A 21,230-nucleotide genomic window follows, 5' to 3' on the forward strand; every position below is an offset into this window, starting at 1 on the left:
AACGACCACAATCAATCGTGATGGGCCCCCGAGGGCTGTTGCGCGACTACATGTAACGTTATAACATTACGCGTAGGGCGATTTGATTGCGTGGCAATGAAGATAGACCAACCGATTCCGGTGACGATCCTTACGGGCTTCCTGGGCTCGGGGAAATCCACGCTGCTCAATGAGCTCTTGGCGAGCGAGGCCTTTGCGGACACCGCCGTCATCATCAACGAGTTTGGCGACATCTCCATTGATCATGACCTTGTTCGCGTGAACAAGCGCGAGCTGATGGTGACAACGACAGGCTGCCTCTGCTGCACAGCCGCTAGCGACATCAGGTCTTCCCTGTTCGAACTTTACGACGCTGTGGAGAGCAAGGCTGTCCCGCCGTTCAAGCGCGTGATCGTCGAGACGACCGGGCTTGCCGATCCCGCTCCGATCATCAATCAGATCACACCGGGCGGTCTTCCGGCGGTCGGGTATCGGGACCATGTCGTGGCAAGATGCTTTCGACTGTCCGGCGTCGTCTGCGCAATCGACGTGACCATGATCGAAGAGACGATGGAGCGGCACTTCGAATGCATGAAGCAGGTGGCGTTTGCGGATAGTGTCGTGCTGACCAAGACCGACTTTGGCGCAGAAGCCGCCGCGGCTGCCGGTCTCTCCGGCCTGCTGCCGAAGATCCGGCAGATCAACGCTGCCGCGACCATCGTGGACCGTCACGGGAACGACTTCGATCTCGCAGCGGTCTTTGCTCCGCGTCGCTACGTTCCCTCCGAACAGGGGGCCGATGTCGAGGGGTGGTTGGCCTTGGAGGTCGCGTTGGCCCAGCAAGGGCAAACTCACAACGATGCCACAGGCGCGAGCCGCCATGCGGCGGCTGGCATCCAGAGCCTGGCATTGCTCGAAAGCCGGCCCGTATCGCCGCGAAATCTCGCCACATTCATTGAACTGCTCAAGGCCGTAGGCGGCCCGCAATTGCTCCGTCTGAAGGGACTTGTTGGGCTGGAGGACGATCCGGAGCGGCCTCTTGTCGTGCACGGCGTTCAGCATGCGATTCAACAGTACCGGCTTCCGGCCTGGCCCTCGGACGATCGTCGCACGCGAATGGTCGTCATCGCTCACGGCCTTGATGAAGCGGTCGTCAAGAATCTGTTTGCGGCGATCACAGGCATTTCAGCGCGCGCAAAGGCGCAATTGCTGCTGACGGTCGCGGGTTTGAGCGTTCTCGGCTTTGCGCTTGTCGCAGGGCTATTGCTGTTGCTTCACGAGCGCGCCGCTGCCCAGTTTGAACCCCCGCTTGTGATTCAGAACGCAACGAGACCTCAACGCTGAAAGGGCCAAGCATGAACAATGTGATTTCACAAACACCGGTCACCGTCCTCACCGGGTACTTGGGCGCTGGGAAGACGACTTTGCTGAACCGTATCCTGACCGAGACACACGGTAAGCGTTATGCGGTGATTGTGAACGAGTTTGGCGAGGTCGGAATTGACAATGATCTGATCGTCAATGCGGACGAAGAAATATTCGAAATGAACAACGGGTGCATCTGCTGCACGGTGAGAGGTGATCTCATCAGGATTCTCGAAGGGCTCATGAAGCGGCGCGGCAAATTTGACGGGATCATCGTGGAGACCACCGGGCTTGCTGATCCGGCGCCCGTGGCGCAAACCTTTCTTGTAGATGACGACGTTCGTCGCAACACGAAACTTGATGCCATCGTCACGGTCATCGACGCAAAGCACCTCCTCGGAGAGATCGACCAGGCGCACGAAGCGCAAGAGCAGATCGCATTCGCCGACGTTGTCTTGCTCAACAAGACCGATCTGGTCTCGGAGGCGGACCTTAAGCTCGTCGAGGCAAGGATTCGTTCAATTAATCCCTATGCGATGATCCATCGCACCGAACGTTGCGCGCTTGACCTCGAAAAAGTCCTGGATCGAAATGCGTTCGATCTCAACAGGGTTCTTGAATTCGAGCCTGGCTTTCTCAGTGAAGCTCACGACCATGAGCACGACAGTCACGTAAAGAGCCTGTCATTGACGACGCAGACACCTCTCATTCCTGAGAAATTTTTCCCCTGGATGCAGGAGACCGTTCGTCAGTTCGGGACCGATATTCTGCGGGTGAAGGGGATCATCCAATTCCAGGATGATCCCGATCGCTTTGTTATTCAGGGAGTGCACATGTTGCTCGAAGGAGACCATCAACGCCCCTGGAAACCCGATGAGCCGAGAACAAGCCGCCTAGTCTTCATCGGGCGCGATTTGCCGGAGGACGTCTTGAAGGCAGGCTTTGAGCAGTGTCGGGGCTCAAGTCACTGATTGAAGGCACGAGTGATGCACCAAGCTTGCAGCATGGCAGCGGAGTTTGTCCGTTGCCAGGCTGAGGCTGACAGCCCTCGCAAATCCATTTTCGGACGCCAAAAGCATGCCAAAGATTGCCTTACCTATGGGGCGGCAGGTCCAAAGAATCGGCTATCCTCAGGCAGTTCAGGAATTAAAGCTGCAAACGCAGAAGCTGTTGGGCTTGTCGGATGACGTGACTATCTCGGTTAGCGAGTTGACCTGTCGAGAGCCAGGATGTCCCGATGTGGAAACCGTCGTCGCGATCTTGAGAGACGGGGAAAAGCCGATAATTGCAAGAATCCACAAATCGATTCCCGACGTCACTCTCGATGAACTGAAAGAAGCGCTTGATCTGAGACTTCGTACCTAAAGCGCGCTTTCGCGGACATTTCACCAGGATCTTGTTGGCGAAAATTTCCCCGAAGCTGCTCGATGCATCGAGCGGAGCGTTGTCGAGTTGGCCGAGCCGCAACCGGGGTCTAAATACTCCAGCTTCTTGCCGTCTACGCGCCCATAGGTAAAAAATCGTACTCCTTCAGGGCTCTACATTCAGTTGGGCGAGCCACCAATGCCAAGCGCTCACGCCACCATACTAAGGACAAACAGCAGCGGTTCGTCGTGTCGGTGGTTGCGTATGACAGCCTCCCTCGTCGCACGTCGCTTCCACGCATCGAAGGCGTGGTGCAGTCTGTACTCTGTGAAATCGGCTTTCGTTAACTTGAGGCGGCGCCAGAGAGTGGCCTTTTGCTTGCAGGCTACCAGCCGCGAATGATGAACCTTGGTCTGCCGTCGCCGTAGCTGCGATCGTAGTAGCCGGGGCCAGCGTAGTAGTTGTAGCCCCGGCCGGGAAAGTAGCTGGGGTCATAATAATAGCGCAGGACGTAGCGCGGTCCTCGGGTCCGCCAGCAGCGTCCATAATACTCGTTGCAGACCAGACCGACCTGATCGACGTTGGAGGCTTCGGCGGAGCCGATCGTTGTCGCATTGAGGGGCGCGGCGGAAGCGGCGGACGCGAGCAGCGCGGCACCGAATGCGCCCAGTGCGATGGCCTTCATAGAATCCTCCCTTCGGTTGGGCGAAACAATCGATCTCTGACGCGGCGTACCGCCTCGAACATCGAACTATTCTACGGATTCCCCAACTGCTGGCCGTGCGGCAGGTCGAGATCAGTCCGCAGTATTGCCGGGGGCAGGGCGCACATTAAGCGGCCAATAAGCCTCCGCGCCAACTAGGATGATGAACGTCACCGCTGACGATCGGTTTCTGGTGGCTCCGAAACGCTCCAGTCTGATATCCGGGCGACGAGAGCGGTGTTGCTGCGCGCAGGCCCACTTAACGCGACCAGCCACGTTGCTACTAACGCGGCTTGCTCGTCCCCGGGGGATATTCTCAATCGCTTCCAGGATTTAAGCTCTCGGCGGAGACGGATCAAAAATTGAGCTGGATCAGTCCGAATGCACCATGCGCGACCTTTCCCGTCCCGCCGGCGCTCACCGGATAGTCCCAATTTGCTGAATATTCCACGGCCACCTTCAGGCCGTCCATCACCCACTCGCCTCCGGTCAGGAAAAGCCGGTGCTGCGGCACGAATCCGATCCGGGTTGGCACGCCGCTTTGCAGGATGGACGCACCCGCCATGTCTTTGCTGCCGGAATATCCCACCGAGATGTAATTACCCTGCGCGCCGATCTCCTGTACCCACGGGTTCCAGTCAAATTGGTAGGCAATCGAGGCCTGCCAGGTCATCGGCATCATGCTCCTCGCAATGCCGAGCCCATCGATAAACCTGGCGTCCTGAATTGCGGCATTCACCTCGCCCACGAACGCGAACGGGCCGAAGCTGCTTTTAAGGCTCGCGGCTATTCCGGGAATCTGTCCGATCTGGCTCAGGAATGGGAGGTAGGAGGAATGCAGAAATCTGCTTTCGAAAACGGAGGAGCTATAGTCGACATGGAAGTCAAGGGTCCATGGACAAACCAGCGAGTCCTTCAACTGGTCATAGGGCACGCCGCAATGGCCCCTTGTCCGGAAACCGAGACTGGCATTGTAATCGTCGATTTTCGTCCGGCCGGGGATGATGCTGTCGCTGCCTTTGTAAGTCACGACTGAGCCGTAGAAGGGCGCCGGGTCGAAGGGGAATGTGACTGGCGTCGGCCGGAACGGCCGCTCAGGCAGCGGGGTGTAGCCGAGCCAGCGCATCAGTTGGCTCACAGCCGGTGCGACGACCAACGGACTAACGCGTGGAACAACCACAGGCGCCGGCGGTGGCTGCCGCGGCGGGGTTGGCCAGGCGAATTCCAGGCCTCCTGCGGTCTGACGGTTTTCGAACACCTCGGTTGTCAGCGGAGTGCCGATCGAAAGCGTATCCAGGCGTGCCACGCCCGTGGACGTACCGAAATGCAAAACCTCCACGCCGAAGCGGGCCGCGATCGGGAATTGCATCAGATCGCCGACGGAAACGTGAGTCCGATCAAGCGTGAAGCGATCCACGCCTATGCCGGGGAGGTTGGTCGGCACCACCGGTTGATTCCCGGTCGGGAATATTGCGCCCGTGCCATTGTCGAAGTGCAGAACCAGCGCACCGGTCAACCAGTCGCTGAGCTTGATATCGAAATCGAGTTCCGCCGTACCCAGCGACAGGTTTTCCTGGGTAGGGCCGGTGAATGAGCCGGTCCGCGAGGCCAGACCTTCAACTACGCCGCTCAGCGAGAGGAAGCTATTAATTTTCGGTCCGGTCTTCGAGAGCGAGTCCCGGATGATCTGGCGCGTTGCGTTCTCATTCGCCGCCCAGCCGATTTCCAGATCTCTTATACGCTCGTTAAGCGGCCGCTTCGCTGCGGCGTCCGACAAATCTGGCGCGGGCAATGCGGGCGGATCGACAGGCGGTGATTGAACCGTGGGTGCGGGCTTCGCCGCCGTTACGGCAGGTGCCGGACGTTGATGCTCCGCAGCGGGCTTGGTCCGCCGCGCCGGCGATGTCCCCTCCAGGGCGCTGAGACGTTCGGAAAGTTTGCGGTTCTCCGCCTTTAGCTCTCCGAGCATACGCCGGAGAGCTGCGATGTCCTCGTTCTCCGCGGCGGCGGCATGGGAAGGGACGAGCAGGGCGAGGCTGAACAATGCGGGCGCGGCACGAAACACAAATGGGTACACGGAGCAGACGCGGTAACAGCCGCGCGTGGTTGACTTTACGGTTCTTGTTTCTGCAGCCTGCCAACGTCGCCCGGATCCGGCGACGCGCCTATCTCGCTTACCCCAGATCATGCGCGGCCCCATCACTACCGCAGTTCGACGTCACTCACGTGGTCGAACAAACTCGTTCATAACAATTCCGCTCTGGCAATCAGACTGTCTCACAATCAGACTCTCTCTCAGCCAGCGCTTCATCCCTCAGGCCGACTGCAGACAAGAGCCCGCTCAAGAACGCGGAGCATTAATTGTCGGAGCCCCCAGCAATGTTGGGATAAGAGTGACGCGGATGACGAATTACGCAAGTGCCACGAAGTGATACATCTAAAGTGATGTATCCTACAGTGCAGAAGAAGCCGCGAACAGCCTCGTCGGCTGTCAGCCAACTTCAAGTGGCGGTAGGGTTTTTGCCACCTAAGCTCGCAAAGTGCGTAAACACGCGTGACCCAATTTGGGACCTGTCTTGTAATCCAAATGGGTGGATTGTCCCGACAAGAACATCAACTTAAGATTATCAGCAGATTATCAGCGTCTTAATCTGGTTCTCAGTCTGCTTTTTTGGAAAGGCAGTATTGGGGTTTTGATTACGGCGAAGCCTCACTAGGGCGTTAGCACGACCGAAATAATGCCGGCGCATGGCCGATAAAAATTCGGACTCGTGGGAATAGTGGGGAACAATTGTGTCGCCTCTACGAGCGACACAGCGATCAGAAAATCCCGCATTCAACGGGCCCTCTCAAAAGGAGTTTCGATTTCAACTAGAGGTGAAATGCAACCAGGGGTCAAAAGAGGGGCGTCGAAATGTTGGCGTGGCTCATTTCCTCTAGCGTGCGTTTGCGCACTCTCATTGTAGTTGCCGCCTCGGGCCTGCTTATCCTCGGCGCCGTCGACGTCAGGAACAAGCCGCTCGAAGTCATCCCCGAGCTGGCGTTGCCCTCACTCACCGTGAAGACCGAGTCGCTTGGCCTTTCCAGCGCCGAAGTCGAATCGTTGATTACCGTGCCGCTGGAGGCGGACCTCCTGAACGGTGTGCCGTGGCTTCAGGTCATCCAGTCGGAATCGATGGCGGGACTTTCGACGATCGAGATGATCTTTGCTCCCGGCACCGATCTGATGAAGGCGCGCCAGATGGTGCAGGAGCGGCTGACGCAGGCGCATGCGCTGCCGAATGTCTCCAGTCCCCCGACTATGCTTCAGCCAGTTTCCTCTGCCAGCCGAGTGATGAATATCGGCCTGAGCTCGAAATCCGTCTCGCTGATCGACATGTCCATTCAGGCGCGCTGGAACATCGCGCCGCGCCTCGCCGGAGTCCCGGGTGTGGCAAATGTATCAATATGGGGTCAGCGCGACCGGCAGGTGCAGGTGCTTGTCGATGCCCGGAACCTGAACAAGAGGGGCGTCAAGCTCGATCAGGTGATCAAGACAACCGGTGAGGCGGTGTGGTCCTCGCCGCTCACCTACCTGAGCTCATCCACGCCCGGCACCGGTGGCTTCATCGAAACGCCGAACCAGCGGCTCAGCATCCGTCACCAACTGCCGATCTCCACCGTGGGCACCTTCGCCAAGGTGCCGCTGAGCGGTACGACCGTGAGTGTCGGCGACGTCGCCTATCTCGCGGAGGGTCATCAGGCGCTGATCGGAGACGCCATCGTCGGCGAAGACCCCGGCCTGATGGTGGCTATCGAGAAGTTTCCCGGCTTCAACACAGTGGACGTGACGCGCGGCATTGAACGAGCGCTCAACGAACTGAAACCCGGGCTGCCCGGTATCGAGATCAATACGACCATCTACCATCCCGCGAGCTTCATCGAACGTGCGACCAGCAATCTGGGCAAGGCCATGCTCATTTCGATCATCCTGGCCACCGTCGTGCTTGGCCTTCTGATCGGTAGCTGGAGGGCCGCGGTTATCGCCCTCGTCGCGATCTCATTGTCGTTCGTCTGCGCTGAACTGCTGTTAAAGGCCGCGGGAATCCCGCTTAGTATGATAGTCGTCGGCGGCCTGCTGATGGCGTCCGGGGTAATCGTGCATGACAGTATTTTCGACGTCGAAAATGTGCTGCACCGCCTACGTGCGCAGCAACGCGATGGTCGGTCCGGCTTCATGGTCGTCGTCCGCGCGATGCTGGAAACGCGTCGGCCGATGCTGTACGCGTCGCTGATCGTTGTAGTCGCAGTGCTACCCGTTCTGTTCATGTACAGCCGGTCCGCCGCGTTCTTCGCGCCGATGGCCTGGGCCTATATCGCCGCCGTGTCCATCTCGATGCTAGTGGCGTTGATCGTGACCCCCGCGCTGGCTGCGGTGCTGCTTGCCAATGCGCCACTGACCCCGACGGGCGGATGGGTCATCGATAGGCTGGCCAAGCCTTTCGATCGGATCGTCGGCCGCGTCATCCGCGCGCCGTTTGCCTGCATCGGCGCCTGCGTCGTGGCGGCGATCGCGAGCTTCGCGCTCTGGAGCCCGCTCGAACGCAACATGGTGCCCAGCTTCAGAGAGACGGATCTGGTGATCGAATGGCAGGGGCCGCCCGGCACCTCGTTGCAGGCAATGACCCGATCGACCGAGAACCTGATCCGCGATCTGCGGCAGATCCCGGGAGTGCAGAACGCTTTCGCCAATCTCGGACGGGCCGTGCTTTGCAACTGCGAACGCGCGGCGGACGTCAATACGGGACAAGTATGGGTCAACATCGATCCGAAGGCCGATCGCGAAACGACGGTGGATGCCGTCGAAGCTGCCATCACCACCTATCCCGGGATGCGCGGCAAACTTGGGACATACCTGTCAACGAAGCTGCGCGAGGCGCTCACCGGTGACCCGGATAGCCTCACTGTCCGCGTCTATGGCAACAGCCTTGAGATCATTCGCGCCAAGGCGGAGGAGATCCGCGCATCGATGGCGAAGATCCCCGGCATAGAAAATCCGCGGGTCGAGTTACAGGTCGAAGAACCCTCGATCGAAGTAAAGGTGGATGTTGATCGCGCGGCTGGTTACGGCCTGAAGCCTGGCGACGTCCGCAGGGCGACCTCCGCGCTGGTCGGCGGCATCACCGTCGGTGCGCTTTTCGAGGACCAGAAGGTTTTCGACGTGGTTGTCTGGGGGCGACCGGAGTTGCGCGACAACATCGATGACGTGCGGAATCTGATGATCAACAGCGAGAGCGGGTCGCAGGTTCGCCTGGCCGAGGTCGCAGACGTCCACATCGCGCCGGCCACCAGCATCATCCAGCGACAGGGGTCTTCGCGCCGCATCGATGTTTCCGCGAAGGTGGACGAGCGGGCGCTCGGTGATGTGGCGGATGATGTCGCCAGGAATGTCAAGCAGATCGCATTCCCGTTCGAGCACCGTGCCGAGGTGCTCGGCGAATACAAGGAGCAGCGAGCTTCTCTGCGATCGATATACAGCTACATGGCGGCGGCAGCGGTGTTGATGTTCCTGCTGACCCAGGCGGTGCTCCGCAGTTGGACACTCAGCGCCCTGTCGCTGCTGGGCGTACCGGTTGCTGCACTCGGTGGCCTCGCTGCGGCCGCAATCGATGACGGTGACTTCTCGCTTGGCTCTCTGTTGGGTCTGGCAGCGGTGCTCGCACTGATGGTGCGGCAGGGTGTCGGTCTGGTCGCCCATTTCCAGCACCTGCAATTGAACGAGGGTGAGCTGTTCGGCGAAACGCTGGTGCGTCGCGGCGTGCTGGAACAGTTCCCGAGCATCATCGCGTCGTCGGCGACAACGTCCGCTCTGGTGCTTCCGTTCGCGATCATGGGTGATGTCGCCGGACTAGAGATCGCACATCCGCTCGCGCTCGCGGTCGTGGGCGGCGTCGTTACCATGACGCTCGGAACGTTGCTCGTGCTGCCGGCGCTTTACCTCCGGTTCGGCAATGGCTGGACGGCCGACCGGCTCGATCTTGAAATGGAGAACGCGTCATGACTGCCGCTTGTGCCGCTTCGAAGGCGGTCAAAAGGGAGAAACGTCCCATGGTCCGCTTCAACGCATTGATGGTCGCGGCGTCCGCCGCGTGCCTTGCAGCGTCCTGTCTCTCAGCACTGGCCGCAGAGTCGACGGTCAAAAAGAGCGCGCCAGCCCGAGTCGAGACCACGCTCGACGCAAGGATCAAGAAGGTAACGCTCACGCCGAAGGCGGCCGAGCGGCTCGGCATCCAGATCGACGAGGTGCGGGTGGATCCGTCGGGCCGACGGATCGTGCCATACGGATCTGTTCTCTACGACCTCACCGGAAAAACCTGGGTCTATATCAGCGCCGATCCGTTGACCTTCTTCCGCGGAGCGGTGGAGATCGACACCATCAAGGGCGACAACGTTTACCTGAGTGACGGGCCACCTGCTGGCACGAAGGTGCTTGCCGTTGGAGTGCCGCAAGTCTTCGGGAGCGAGGTGAAGGTAGGTCACTAGCTTCCGGCCGAAATCGTTTTCCATAACGGCTTCGGCCTGAGTGGAAGGATGCGTTTTCAATGATGAGGCTGATTATCGGTTCTAGTCTGCGCTTTCGCTATCTCGTCCTCGCCCTTGGCGTGGTGCTGACCTGGTTTGGCCTCGCACGCCTGCGGGACGTGCCAGTGGATGTATTCCCGGAATTCGCGCCGCCGAGGGTCGAGATCCAGACCATCTGTCTTGGGCTTTCGTCCGCCGAAGTTGAACAACTCGTCACTGTGCCGCTGGAGAATGCGCTGAACGGTGTCCCGAACATCGAGGTGATGCGTTCGAAGTCGGTGGCGCAATTGTCGTCAATCCTCCTAATCTTCAAGTCCGGGGTCGACGAAATTCGCGCGCGGCAACTGGTCAGTGAGCGAATGGTGCTCGCGAGCAAGACGTTGCCGACGTGGGCCTCGCCGCCTTTCATGATGCCGCCACTCTCCTCGACCAGCCGGATCATGAAGATCGGCATTACGTCTCAGGACAAGTCCGTAATGGACCTGTCGATGCTGGCCTATTGGACCATCCGGCAGCGGCTGCTTGGCGTTCCCGGCGTTGCGAATATCGCGATCTGGGGGGAGCAGCTGAAGATGCTTCAGGTCATGGTTGATCCGAAGCGGTTGGCTGCCGCCAACGTTACGCTTGACCGGGTTCAGGAAGCGGTTTCCGATGCGCTCGATGTAGGCCTGTTGCGCTATGCCCGCGGCGCACACATCGGTACCGGCGGCTTCGTCGAAACACCCAATCAGCGCTTTCAACTCCGCTTCGCCGCCGCCGGCGTTACACCCGAAACGCTCGCCAGGGTGCCGGTGACCGCACAGGGCGGCAAGCCGCCACTATTGCTGAGCGATGTAGCCGATCTCGTCTATGCGCCGCAGGGCATGATCGGCGATGCCGTTATCAACGACGGTCCAGGCCTCATGCTCATCGTCGAAAAGTTCCCCTGGGGCAACACGCTCGCCGTCACCCGCGGGGTGGAAGAGGCGCTCGAGAGGATGAAGCCAGGTCTTCCGGGAATTGAGATCGATACGACAATCTTTCGGCCGGCAACCTTCGTCGAGGATTCGATCAGCAACCTCTCATGGGCGCTGTTGCTGAGCTGCGTGCTGGTCGCGGGAATCATACTCATCTTCCTTTACGAATGGCGCACCGCGATCGTCTGTATCGTCGCCATTCCGCTGTCGCTCCTCGCAGCTGGGCTGGTTCTGTCCATGTCCGGCGCTTCGGTCAACACAATGACCCTGGCCGGCTTCGTAATAGCATTGGGGATCGTCGTCGACGACGCGATCCTCGACGTTGAGAACATCATGCGCCGACTACGTCTGGCGCGGCGGGGAGGCGATACGCGAAGCACGGCGCGCATCATTTTGGATGCTTCGCTCGAGGTGCGGGCGCCGATCGTCTCTGCAACCCTCATCGTGGTCGCCGCCGTAGTCCCTGTCCTGTTTATGGAAGGCCTTGCCGGATCCTTCTTCAAGCCGCTGATTGCTTCCTATGTGCTGGCGATTGCGGCCTCGCTCGTCCTGGCGATGACGGTAACGCCGGCGCTCTGCCTGATCCTGTTGCGTAACGCGCAACTCGAAGGGCGTGAATCACCTGTCGTCGTCTGGCTGCTGCGCCATTACGCGCCCCTGCTGGAACGTGTCACCCGGACACCACGCATGGCCTATATTGCTGTTGCAGTCGTGACGCTCTCGGGGATCGGTGTTTGGCCGCTCCTCGGCCACTCGCTGCTGCCTTCGTTCAAGGAGCGCGACTTCCTGATGCACTGGGTAACCACGCCCGACGCGTCACTTCCCGAGATGCTGCGTATCACGACCCGCGCGAGCAGGGAGTTGCGCGCTATTCCGGGCGTGCGCAATTTCGGTGCGCATATTGGCCAGGCGTTTGCTGCCGATGAGGTCGTCGGCGTCAATTTCGGCGAGAACTGGATCAGCATCAGCAAGGAGGCCGACTACGACAAGACGTATGCCAAGATCGAGGAGATGGTGGAGGGCTATCCCGGCCTCTACCGCGATGTGCAGACTTATCTGAAGGAGCGCATTCGCGAGGTCCTGACCGGCACCGGCGAGGCGATCGTCGTGCGCATCTTCGGCCCGGATCTCGACGTTCTGCGGGACAAGGCAGAGGAGGTCCGCGCGGCACTCGCTGATGTTCCGGACCTCGTCAACCTGCACAAGGAGTTGATGGTCGAAGTGCCGCACATTCAGGTGACGGTGAAGTTGGACGAGGCGCAACGCTACGGTCTGAAGCCGGGCGATGTGCGGCGTGCCTCCGCGTCATTGATGTCTGGAACCGAGGTCGGCGACATCTTCATCGAAGGACGCACCTACGACGTGCAGGTGTGGACCGCGGAGGAATTCCGCCGAAGCGTGGACTCGGTTCGCGAGATGCTGATCGACACTCCGACCGGGCACCGCGTCCGGCTGGCGGAAGTGGCCGATGTCGATATTGGACCGACGCCAAATGTCATCAAGCGTGAGGCGAGTTCCCGCCGGATCGACGTGCAGGCGAATGTCCGGGGCCGCGATCTCGGCGCAGTCGCTAGCGACGTGCAGGCGCGTTTGCAGAAGTTGACGTTTCCACTCGGCTATTACGCGGTGCTGCAAGGCGAGTATCAGGAACTGAGCGCCGCCCGCAACCGCCTCCAACTGTTGGCCTTGCTGGCGCTCGCCGTCATATTCGTGCTTCTGCGACAGTCCTTTGATAGCTGGCGCCTGGCAACGCTGAGTTTTCTGACCCTTCCTTCGGCGCTCGTAGGCGGTGTCCTGGCGGCGTGGCTCGCGGGCGGCGTGATTTCCCTTGGCTCGTTGATCGGTTTCCTGACGGTGCTTGGCATCGCCGCTCGCAACGGGATCATCATGATCAACCACTTCCAGCATCTGGAACGTCATGAGGGAGAGACGTTCGGCATGGGGCTCGTGCTTCGTGGCGCGAGCGAGCGGTTACGGCCGATCCTGATGACGACCGGAGCCGCTGGGCTGGCGATCGTGCCGCTGATCATTTTCGGCGACCTGCCGGGCCACGAGGTCGAATATCCGATGGCGGTAGTCATTCTGGGCGGCCTCGTGACATCGACGCTGCTCAACCTGTTTATCTTGCCTGCATTTTATCTCCGTTTCGGCCGCGGTGCTGGCCAGTCGACGGATCTTCTGACTGTACCGGCGCCGGCGCCAGTATCCGGGAGCGCGTGAGATGAGAGCCGTACGTCGTCGCAATGGTTGGATTGTCGTCGCCGCTGCGACGTTATCTGCGCTTGCGTATCCGGTGACAGGAGCCGCGGCCGAGGATGGCCGCTTTGAAAAGCTCTCCGTCTATCTCGAACGCAATATACAGGATCGCGATGCCGAGATCCGGTTCGAGGCAACCGGCGGGGACGATGGCCTGGCTGCGCTGAAGGTTTCGGCGCCCGGCGCGCGTACCGTGATCGAACTGAAAACGCCGGACTCGAAACTGGGAATCCGGAGCCTCACGCTCGAATCGCCGGAACCCGACGACGATAGAATCGTACGCGCCGATTTTCCGGCGGGCGCGTATCGCTTTGAGGGAACGACGACCAAAGGGGAAAACCTGCGCGGCGAGGCGCTGTTGAGTCACGTGTTTCCGAAACCTGCGGCATTCGAATATCCGCGGCCTGATCAGAGGGACGTGCCCGCCACCGCGCTGACCCTGCGCTGGTCTGTGCCGGAGGGCATCGAGGCCTGTGCCATCGTTATCGAGCAAACCGGCTCGGCCTACGAAGTCCGGGCACTGCTGCCCGGTTCGGCCAAATCCTTCACGGTACCGGAGGGGTTCTTGCGCGCCGGTAAGGTCTACAAATTCGCAATCGGAACCGTCGCGAAGGACGGCAATCGGTCATTCATCGAAGCAGGCTTCACCACGGCGAGGGGGAGATGAACCCGCAAGAAATGTCAGATCAGCCCATCGGCTACACACGGCTGAACACTTCCGCAACCTAGGGCGACACGTGGCCGGACCGCCGCCCGCGACTGGAGGGCATTGAGATGTTCGACAAGCAGGGATTGAAGCGACAGATGAAGACAGCGAGGGAGCAATCTAGCCGACTCGCCAGGTGGCGTGCCGCGCTCATGGCAGGCACTGTTCTGGTGGCGGCCGGGTTCATGCTGGCTGGCGGCACCTGGCTGGGTTTGCATGGCGACAGGGCCATGGCACGGGAATTCAAGGATCAGCCAGGCCGCACCCAGAGCGGCGCCCGCGTCAATTTTTCCTCACTCAAGGACTGGAACTTGAAGGCGGAAAACCTGCTGCCGAGTGGACACAACCCACTCTATTTTCCACTCAAGCCAGGCTTTCGATACATCATGGAGAATCGAAACCATCCACATGGACTCCTACGGATAGAAGTCAAGGTTCTCGACAAGACCGAACCGTTTGATGTTCCGGGTATTGGCAAGTTCGAATGTGGCGTCGTCCAGGAAGAGGAATTCTACGACGGCGTATTGGACCAGCGGGCGGAAAACTGGTTCTGCTTCGATAAGACGACCAATGCCCTGTACACGTTCGGCGAAGTGAGCTGGGAGATAGACCAGGTAGGACGCAAGGTCTTTGCGGGGACCTGGCGTGTCGGCGACCCCGATGGCAACGGTGTCGCCGAGCCCGGCTTGCTGATGCCCGGGGCCTTTACCGTCGGTGACAAATACATCTTCGACGGGCACGAGGCCGAGGCCTATGGCTATACAGAAAACATGGAAAGCGGGATCGCAATAACCGTTCCAGCCGGGACCTTTAAGGATTGTGTGAGAACGCGCGAGAATAGCCTCACCAACCCATCCGATATCACGGACAAGTGGTGGTGCCCTGGAGTGGGACTCGTCAAGGACACCTCGGATGGCGAACTGGTTGCCTCTGACGCATTGCCCGGCACGGACATCGCGAGCTTTGGAAAACACCATCGAGAGCCTCGGAAGCAGACGGTGCCACCGGTTGCAAAAGTCAGCACGTCGGAGGCGACGAAAATCGCACTCAAGGAAGTCCCGGGCAAGGTTACGTCGACGAAGATCGAGAGATACGGCAAACACAATGTCTACGCCGTGGAGATCGTTGCCGAAAAGGACGGAGTGGAAACCGATGTCTTCGTTGACATCGAATCAGGAAAGGTGGTGGGCACGGATAAGTAACCGCTGTTCGCGTTGTCCACGTCCGTGAAGTGCTGAGCATACGAAGGCCGCGCCCCTGTCGCTGACCGGCGACGGGGCCAGCTCCACCGCGTTGGAGCTGCCTTCGGCGAACGGCCAACGGATCGAGATGGAGCGCACGCGGCGCCGGGTCTATGGCGTTGGAGGCAATGCCCAGCGAATACGGCGAGAAAGATGCACGTCCGTGGACAGTCTGACAGCGGAACGCGGAACGCGAGTTTCCATGGGGCTTGATCGGAAAGGATACCGCCATGAAGAGGACGATCCACTGGGGCCTGCTCACCAGCCTTCTTCTTGCGCCAGCCATGACCGTCGCCGCGCAAGCGCAGCAGCCAGGTCCTTCGAAAGAGCGTGCGCCGTCCGCGGCAAAGATCACGGAAGAACAGGCGAAGAAGATTGCGCTGGAACGCATCCCCGGCGAAGTCACGGACGTAGTGATCGAGAAGAAGCGCGGCAAGAATGTCTACGTGATCGAGATCCAATCACCGGAACAGGGCGAGAAGGACGTGTTCGTCGACATCCAGACCGGAAAGATTGTCGGGACGGACTGACATACATCGGCTGCGTGCGAGGTTCGTTATTGGAAAGGATAGCGTCATGAAGAGGGCAATTTACATGGGCCTGTTCGCCGTCCTGTTCGCTCCAGCGATCGCCGCGGCGCAGGCGCAGGCACCGAAGGGTCTTGGCACCGAGGAATTCGGCATGTCGCCACGCGAGCTGGTCCAGGCGATCGAGAAGACCGAGGAACTGATCGCGCGTTGCATGCGCGAACAAGGCTTTCAGTACATTGCGGCCGACCACAACACGGTGCGGGCGGGCATGGCGGCGGACAAACGCCTTCCAGGCCTCAGTGAAGAGGAGTTCGTCAGTCGCTATGGTTTTGGCGTAACTACCTTCTATACCGGTTTGCCGCCTCAGCTCGCCACCGGCTACAGTCCGGCCCGCGTTGGTCTCGGAGAACGCAATGTGCAAATTTTCCGCAAGCTATCCCCCGCGGATCAGGTCGCCTACAATCGCGCGTTGCTCGGGGACGACGTGAGCAGCACCCTCGCGGTCGCTTTGGAGATCGAGGATTTGTCGCGGACCGGTGGTTGCACGCGCAAGGCCCTCACTGAAACATTCAAACCGGATCAGTTGAAGGCCACTCACTACAATCCCCAGGACGCGCTGATCAACAAGGACCCCCGGATGAAGGCCGCGCTTGGATATTGGCAGCGCGAGATGAAGAAGGCCGGCTTCGAATACGGCCACCCGGATGAGATCGAACCCGACCTGCGGAACCGGCTCAGCGCGCTGACCGAGGGCGGCAAGTTGTTGGCTTCCAAGATGTCGCCGGACCAGAAGGCCGCTCTGCGGAAACTACAGGACTACGAGCGCCTGGTCTCGGCCAAGAGTTTCAAAATGCAGGAGGAGGTGTTGGCTCCGGTCGAGGAGCGCATCCAGGAGGAGCTGTTCTCAAGGAAGGTGCAATAGACCAGTTAGGATGTACACTTTAGGATGTACACTTCCATACTTTCCCCGATCGGCGGCTAGGAGTAATCTCCTTTTCTGGCAGTGCTTCGCATGACGAAGGCGGACGCAACGCTTCCTGCGAAGATGGCCCGCACGCTGTCGATGGCGGGAGGGACGGCATGGTCGCAAAGCGCGTAAACGTTCTCTGGGCCATTCTGGGCGTGGTCGGCGGCATGGCGGTTGGCGCCTGGTATATGGGCTCCAGGATCCAGTCGCCGGCAGAGGTGGCGGCGCGTACCGCGGCCCCCGAGCCATCCGCGATTCTCGTGCCCGTGGAGTCGCGGGTATTGAGTTCCGATGTCGTCACCCGCGGCACGGTCCGCTTCGGGCTGCCGCAGCCGATTTCCATCGCGCCTTCCACGGTCAAGGGCGGCGCCGGACTGATCTCGTCGCTACCCCGACCCAATACGAACTTCGGGGAAGGCGAGGTGATTCTATCCGCATCCGGCCGTCCGGTCTTTGTCCTCATCGGCGCGGTTCCGGCTTTTCGCGACATGGCGCCCGGAACCAGCGGCGGTGACGTCCGCCAGCTCGAAGAAGCCCTGGCTCGCCTTGGCTTCGATCCGGGCACAGTCGATGGCAATTACGATCAGAAGACATCCGCCGCGGTCGAGCGCATGTATAAGAGGGCCGGGTGGGATCCGTACGTACCGACCCGCGAGCAGCGCGCTGCCGTCGCGGCGCTTGAGCGAGAGTGGTCGGATGCCGCGCGCGCCCAGCTTGCGGCCGAGGCCACGCGCGAAACGGTGGTGAAAGCGGTCGCCGCCGCCCGGGCCATCGCCGAGCAGAACACGCGCCAGGCTTCTCTCGACAGCGCGGCACGCGTTGGTGACAACCGCCAGCTGGCGGACGCGCGCGCCGGAAAATCGCTTGCGCTTGAAGCCGAACGCGCGCGGGCCGCGCATTCGGCGACCGCGGCCAGCGCCGATGTCGCCACGCAAATGGCCGACCGTGCCCTGATCGTTCTTGATCCGCGCCAGACCGAAACGGCGCGTGCTGCGGCCGAGGCCAAGCTGAAAGTGGCGCGTGCCGCGCAGCGCAAGGCAAAGATGGAAGCCGATTTGGCGATTCAAACCGCGGCGCGCGAGGCCGCGCTGGCCGAGGAACGGATCCGGGTCGCCGAGGGCGCCGTGAAGGCGGCCCGCCTCGAAGGCGAGCGCAGCGTGCGCGCCGCGTTGGAACAGCAAGAGCTCGCTGAATTTGACGTCAAGGTCGCGAGCGAACGAGCGCAGCGGCTGAACGCCGAGTTCACGGCCGCCCGCGCGAAGCTTGGCGTGCAGGTACCAGCGGACGAGGTCGTGTTCATCCCGTCGCTCCCGGTTCGCGTCCACGAGGTGACCGCCGCGGTCGCGGCCAATGCTTCCGGGCCGGTTATGAGCGTGACCGATAACCAGCTAAGCATCGACTCGCAACTGCCACTTGAAGCCGCGCCGTTGGTGAAGCCCGGGATGAAAGTTGCGATCGACGAGCAGGCGCTTGGGATCAAGGCGACCGGCGTTGTTGAGACGGTGGCGACCACACCCGGCACGCGCGGCGTGGACGGCTACCACTTCTATCTCGGGGTCAAGGTGGAGACCACGCCTGTGCTGCTGGCGGGGTTTTCCGTCCGACTGGCAATTCCGATCGAAACGTCGAAGGGCGCGGTCACTGCGGTCCCGACCAGTGCGGTGTCGCTTGCCGCCGACGGAACATCGCGTGTGCTGGTCGAACGCGGCGGTAAGCAAGAGTACGTCACCGTGCAGCCGGGGCTTTCTACGGGCGGCTATGTCGAGGTCAACACCCCCGATGGGCGACTTGCGCCCGGTCAACTCGTGGTAGTCGGCTATAAGACAGCTGAGCCGACGGCAGCGCCGGCGGCGGTCAAATGAAGCTCATGGAGGACATTCGGCCGGAGGTGCCGACGGCTTCTGTCGATGCCGACCATGTCCTCGACCTGCGGAAAGTGTGCAAGCAATTCGGGACCGATCCCGCTGTCGACGCATTGATCGATGTCGACCTCGTGTTGCGGCGCGGCGAATGGCTGTCGATAACCGGTCCGTCCGGCTCGGGGAAATCCACGGTGTTGAACATCCTCGGTTGCCTCGACCGGCCAACCAGCGGACAGTACGTTTTTGATGGTATCGAAACGACGAAGCTGAGCGAGAATGAGCGGGCCGGGCTGCGCAGCCGCCGCGTTGGATTCATCTTTCAGTCATTCCACCTGCTGCCCTATCGCACTGTCCTCGAGAACGTCATGCTGGCGGAAGTATACCGCCGGCACACCGGGCGCGGGCGGCGCGAACGGGCTATGGAGGAAATTCGCCGCGTCGGCCTCGAGCATCGTGCGGAATTCCTGCCTTCCAAATTGTCCGGCGGCGAACGTCAGCGGGTGGCGATCGCCCGCGCTCTGATGGGATCACCGAGCCTGCTCTTGTGCGACGAGCCGACCGGGAATCTTGATTCCAAGAACACCGAGTCGATCCTGGATTTCTTCACCGAGCTCAACAAGGAGGGCATGACGATTGTCGTCGTCACGCACGACGAAAACGTTGCACGCCGGGGCTCGCGCCGGGTCAACATGAAGGATGGCCGGCTCTTCGGTGGAAGCGAGACGGCATTGCCGCCTCCATCCAGGGCGCGCATTGTCGCTTCGGGGATCACGATGCGCGATCTTCTCTCCGAGGCGATCGCCGGGGCGATTGCGCGGCCGGCGCGCATGGCGTTGACGGTGCTTGGCATCGTGATCGGCATGTCGGCGCTGGTGGCCACTGTCGGTCTCACCCGAACCGCCGGCAACCGCATCATCAGTCAGTTCGATCAACTTGCGGCCACGGAACTTTTCATCACGGCGCGGCCGGGAATGGCGACCGGCACGATTGATCCACGTGCCATTCCTTGGGACGCTCCGGAGCGGCTTGTCCGGTTGAACGGCGTGGTGGCTGCGGGCCTGCTCAGCGACGTTAATGTCCATGACATGCTCGTCAGCGCCTCTCCGGTGGTGGATCCGTCCAATCAGACAGCATTCAAACTGGCGGTGCGCGCTGCCTCGCCGGATTTGTTTCGCGCCGTGCGTGCCGACCTCGCCTCGGGACGGCTTATCGACGACGGGCATTCGGCGCGCGCCGAGCGCGTCGCAATCCTTGGTCCCGATGCTGCGCGCCGCCTGGGCATCGCTGGAGTCGAGCGGCTGCCCGCGATTTATGTCGGCGATCACCTCTACCTCGTGATCGGCATCCTCCGCGATGTGGTGCGAAAGCCTGAACTGCTTGGCTCGGTGATCATTCCCGAGGGCACGGCGCGACGGCATTTCAGTCTCTTCGGCCCTGGCATGGTGGTTGTGGAGACCAAGATCGGCGCGGCCAACCTGATAGCGATGCAGGCGCGGGCGGCGCTGCGGCCCGACGACCCGCGCGCGCTTCGCGTGCAACTGCCGCAGGAGCCGCGGCGCGTGCGCGACGACGTGCAGACCGATCTCAATATGATGTTCCTGCTGCTGGGCGGCCTGTCGCTCGTGGTCGGCGCGCTTGGGATCGCAAATATCACCTTGGTGGGCGTGATGGAGCGAACGGCGGAGATCGGACTGCGTCGTGCCATTGGCGCTACTCGTCGCCACATCGCTTCACAGTTCCTGATTGAGAGTGCGTCCATGGGTGTCGTGGGGGGACTGCTCGGATCCAGTGTCGGCGTGCTGATAGTGGTGGGTGTCTCGGCGTATCAGGTCTGGACGCCGGTGCTCGACCCAATCGCTCCCTTGCTTGCTCCGGCCGTAGGCGGAGTGATCGGTTTGCTGTCCGGCGTCTATCCCGCCTCGCGCGCCGCCGCGCTCGAGCCAGCCGAAGCGTTCCGACACGAATGACCTATGAGAAAGCCCAAGACTGCGGCTACCGCAGCCGTAAGGCCGTGAGTGCAGGGGCCATCGTCCCGATAATTTCTTGCCGATGCCGAACATCGGCACCCACAAGACGCCTTAGGATACGGGTTGTAGCAAGTGCCGTCAGTGATCAGCCCTTAGGGTCCATAGGATTGGTGTGCGAACTGCTGCAGTTGGGCGTAGGAGCGCTCCTCGGTGCGATAGACGCCGTCGGGGGTCACGTCCACGAACGTCAGGGCATTCTTCGTGGGAATCTTTGAAGATCCGGCGGCAAAGAGGACGAGCGGTTGCCATTGGCTTCATTCCTCGAAGCCATAGTCCTTGCGTACAACCGGCTCACGAAGCTTGCCGGGTTCGAAGATCTCGATAACGACTCCATCAGGTGCGCCGAGCATGAAGTAGCCGCCGCCCCCTCCCAAACGGCGGATGGGATTTGGAATATGGAGACTGGCGGCCTTCATGCGCTCGTAGAGCTCGTCGATGCCGACGACCTGCATGCCCAGATGATGGACAGCGTTCTTGCCTTCGCCGGGCGGAAGCTGGTCATAGAGGTGCAAGGCGCCAATGCCGATCTTAATGAAGACGTTGCGCGCGTCGGCGACATCTCCATCCCACTTCACCTCGGCATCGAACCATTTTTTGTAAAAGTCGATCGTCACATCGATGCTGGATGCAAAGAGATGCACGTGCTGCAAGTGGTAGCGCTGCGTGGTTCCGTAGGGATACTGCCACGCTGTTTCTTGCGTCGTCATGCTGT

15 protein-coding genes are annotated in these 21,230 nt (G+C 60.9%); 12 read left to right on the plus strand and 3 right to left on the minus strand.

All coding sequences use genetic code 11. The features are described from left to right. Window positions 1–96 precede the first annotated feature (96 nt). The 3 genes from V1273_RS13580 (at window position 97) to V1273_RS13590 (ending at window position 2,709) form a co-directional block, all read left to right on the plus strand. Window positions 97–1,323: a CobW family GTP-binding protein gene (locus V1273_RS13580; RefSeq protein WP_334382760.1), complete on the plus strand. Its 1,227-nt coding sequence runs from the start codon at window positions 97–99 to the stop codon at window positions 1,321–1,323. Window positions 1,324–1,334: 11 nt separating this feature from the next. Further along, complete coding sequence (locus V1273_RS13585; RefSeq protein WP_334409913.1) at window positions 1,335–2,315, plus strand: CobW family GTP-binding protein; 981 nt, start codon at window positions 1,335–1,337, stop codon at window positions 2,313–2,315. 106 nt (window positions 2,316–2,421) lie between these two features. Further along, the gene (locus V1273_RS13590) at window positions 2,422–2,709 is read left to right on the plus strand and encodes a nitrate reductase (protein WP_334409914.1); all 288 of its coding nucleotides are present in this window, start codon (window positions 2,422–2,424) and stop codon (window positions 2,707–2,709) included. A gap of 385 nt (window positions 2,710–3,094) precedes the next feature. Here the strand turns inward: V1273_RS13590 and V1273_RS13595 are convergent, their stop codons facing one another. Both V1273_RS13595 and V1273_RS13600 read right to left on the minus strand, forming a co-directional pair. Continuing rightward, on the minus strand, window positions 3,095–3,394 hold the full coding sequence (locus V1273_RS13595) for a hypothetical protein (protein WP_334409915.1): 300 nt from the start codon (window positions 3,392–3,394) through the stop codon (window positions 3,095–3,097). A 373-nt stretch (window positions 3,395–3,767) separates the two neighbouring features. Further along, on the minus strand, window positions 3,768–5,456 hold the full coding sequence (locus V1273_RS13600; RefSeq protein ID WP_334409917.1) for a hypothetical protein: 1,689 nt from the start codon (window positions 5,454–5,456) through the stop codon (window positions 3,768–3,770). Between the two features lie 870 nt (window positions 5,457–6,326). Here V1273_RS13600 and V1273_RS13605 point away from each other — a divergent pair. From V1273_RS13605 to V1273_RS13645, 9 genes are all read left to right on the plus strand, one after another. Then, on the plus strand, window positions 6,327–9,452 hold the full coding sequence (locus V1273_RS13605; RefSeq protein ID WP_334409918.1) for an efflux RND transporter permease subunit: 3,126 nt from the start codon (window positions 6,327–6,329) through the stop codon (window positions 9,450–9,452). A gap of 47 nt (window positions 9,453–9,499) precedes the next feature. Continuing rightward, window positions 9,500–9,934: a hypothetical protein gene (locus tag V1273_RS13610; RefSeq protein ID WP_334409919.1), complete on the plus strand. Its 435-nt coding sequence runs from the start codon at window positions 9,500–9,502 to the stop codon at window positions 9,932–9,934. A gap of 59 nt (window positions 9,935–9,993) precedes the next feature. Then, window positions 9,994–13,149 carry an efflux RND transporter permease subunit gene (locus V1273_RS13615; protein ID WP_334368138.1) on the plus strand — a complete coding sequence of 1,052 codons (3,156 nt, stop codon included), beginning with the start codon at window positions 9,994–9,996 and terminating at the stop codon, window positions 13,147–13,149. A 1-nt stretch (window position 13,150) separates the two neighbouring features. Further along, window positions 13,151–13,852, plus strand: coding sequence for a hypothetical protein (locus V1273_RS13620; protein ID WP_334368139.1), 702 nt, complete (start codon window positions 13,151–13,153; stop codon window positions 13,850–13,852). Between the two features lie 107 nt (window positions 13,853–13,959). Further along, window positions 13,960–15,093: a PepSY domain-containing protein gene (locus V1273_RS13625; RefSeq protein ID WP_334409920.1), complete on the plus strand. Its 1,134-nt coding sequence runs from the start codon at window positions 13,960–13,962 to the stop codon at window positions 15,091–15,093. A 269-nt stretch (window positions 15,094–15,362) separates the two neighbouring features. Further along, window positions 15,363–15,662, plus strand: coding sequence for a PepSY domain-containing protein (locus V1273_RS13630; protein WP_334409921.1), 300 nt, complete (start codon window positions 15,363–15,365; stop codon window positions 15,660–15,662). 64 nt (window positions 15,663–15,726) lie between these two features. Continuing rightward, complete coding sequence (locus tag V1273_RS13635) at window positions 15,727–16,584, plus strand: hypothetical protein (protein ID WP_334409923.1); 858 nt, start codon at window positions 15,727–15,729, stop codon at window positions 16,582–16,584. A 158-nt stretch (window positions 16,585–16,742) separates the two neighbouring features. Beyond that, window positions 16,743–18,491: a peptidoglycan-binding protein gene (locus tag V1273_RS13640; protein WP_334409924.1), complete on the plus strand. Its 1,749-nt coding sequence runs from the start codon at window positions 16,743–16,745 to the stop codon at window positions 18,489–18,491. A 113-nt stretch (window positions 18,492–18,604) separates the two neighbouring features. Then, entirely contained in the window at window positions 18,605–20,458 is a 1,854-nt protein-coding gene (locus tag V1273_RS13645; protein ID WP_334409925.1) for an ABC transporter ATP-binding protein/permease, read from the plus strand. A 314-nt stretch (window positions 20,459–20,772) separates the two neighbouring features. Here the strand turns inward: V1273_RS13645 and V1273_RS13650 are convergent, their stop codons facing one another. Further along, window positions 20,773–21,225 (minus strand): VOC family protein, encoded by a 453-nt coding sequence (locus tag V1273_RS13650; RefSeq protein WP_334409926.1) that lies wholly within the window; start codon window positions 21,223–21,225, stop codon window positions 20,773–20,775. Window positions 21,226–21,230 lie beyond the last annotated feature (5 nt).

Origin of the sequence: Bradyrhizobium sp. AZCC 1721 (assembly GCF_036924715.1) — a bacterium.
In the GTDB taxonomy this organism is placed as follows: Bacteria; Pseudomonadota; Alphaproteobacteria; order Rhizobiales; family Xanthobacteraceae; genus Bradyrhizobium.

Coding starts and splice junctions, on each gene's coding strand:
- V1273_RS13640 (WP_334409924.1), top strand. CDS start 16,743: ATGGTCGCAAAGCGCGTAAACGTTCTCTGGGCCATTCTGGGCGTGGTC.
- V1273_RS13605 (WP_334409918.1), top strand. CDS start 6,327: ATGTTGGCGTGGCTCATTTCCTCTAGCGTGCGTTTGCGCACTCTCATT.
- V1273_RS13615 (WP_334368138.1), top strand. CDS start 9,994: ATGATGAGGCTGATTATCGGTTCTAGTCTGCGCTTTCGCTATCTCGTC.
- V1273_RS13610 (WP_334409919.1), top strand. CDS start 9,500: ATGGTCCGCTTCAACGCATTGATGGTCGCGGCGTCCGCCGCGTGCCTT.
- V1273_RS13630 (WP_334409921.1), top strand. CDS start 15,363: ATGAAGAGGACGATCCACTGGGGCCTGCTCACCAGCCTTCTTCTTGCG.
- V1273_RS13585 (WP_334409913.1), top strand. CDS start 1,335: ATGAACAATGTGATTTCACAAACACCGGTCACCGTCCTCACCGGGTAC.
- V1273_RS13635 (WP_334409923.1), top strand. CDS start 15,727: ATGGGCCTGTTCGCCGTCCTGTTCGCTCCAGCGATCGCCGCGGCGCAG.
- V1273_RS13625 (WP_334409920.1), top strand. CDS start 13,960: ATGTTCGACAAGCAGGGATTGAAGCGACAGATGAAGACAGCGAGGGAG.
- V1273_RS13590 (WP_334409914.1), top strand. CDS start 2,422: ATGCCAAAGATTGCCTTACCTATGGGGCGGCAGGTCCAAAGAATCGGC.
- V1273_RS13580 (WP_334382760.1), top strand. CDS start 97: ATGAAGATAGACCAACCGATTCCGGTGACGATCCTTACGGGCTTCCTG.
- V1273_RS13650 (WP_334409926.1), bottom strand. CDS start 21,225: ATGACGACGCAAGAAACAGCGTGGCAGTATCCCTACGGAACCACGCAG.
- V1273_RS13595 (WP_334409915.1), bottom strand. CDS start 3,394: ATGAAGGCCATCGCACTGGGCGCATTCGGTGCCGCGCTGCTCGCGTCC.
- V1273_RS13620 (WP_334368139.1), top strand. CDS start 13,151: ATGAGAGCCGTACGTCGTCGCAATGGTTGGATTGTCGTCGCCGCTGCG.